The following is a 397-nucleotide window of genomic DNA, read 5'->3' as shown; positions in this document are numbered from 1 at the left end:
CTGTTCTCGTCCTTCGTGCAGTAGCGGTTCCAGTGGAAGCTCAGCTTCACGCGGCCGTACTCGTCGGTCCAGATCTCGCGGCCCGCCGGTCCCGTGACGATCGCCGTCTGCGGCCCCGTGGTGCGCGGCCTGGGCACCGGCGGCGCTGTCGCGCGGAACACCTTGCTCGCGGGGATCACCTCGAAATCGACCCGGCACTCGAACGGCTGCTGCGCGCTCGCGTCGCCCACGTCCTGCAGCCGCAGGTGCGCTGCGGTCACCAGGTACTGGCGGTTCGACTCGTTGTGCGGATGGCGCTCCAGCGCGACCAGGCAGCCGGGCACCACCGCACGCAGGTTGCCCGCGCCGCTCGCGCGCTCGCCCTGGCTGCCGGTCTCTTCCATGCGCGTGCGCACCA

Annotated in this window: 1 protein-coding gene; it reads right to left on the bottom strand. The window is 71.5% G+C overall.

Translation table 11 applies throughout. The annotated features are described in order from the left end of the window. Positions 1 to 397, bottom strand: a 397-nt coding sequence (locus tag AC3A6R_RS27160) for a contractile injection system protein, VgrG/Pvc8 family (RefSeq protein ID WP_487866184.1), incomplete at both ends; no start/stop codon positions are given.

This window comes from Variovorax sp. Soil_C_19, assembly GCF_057657255.1.
The sequence above is the reverse complement of the archived record's forward strand: the minus strand, read 5'-3'. Positions and strand labels throughout refer to the sequence as shown.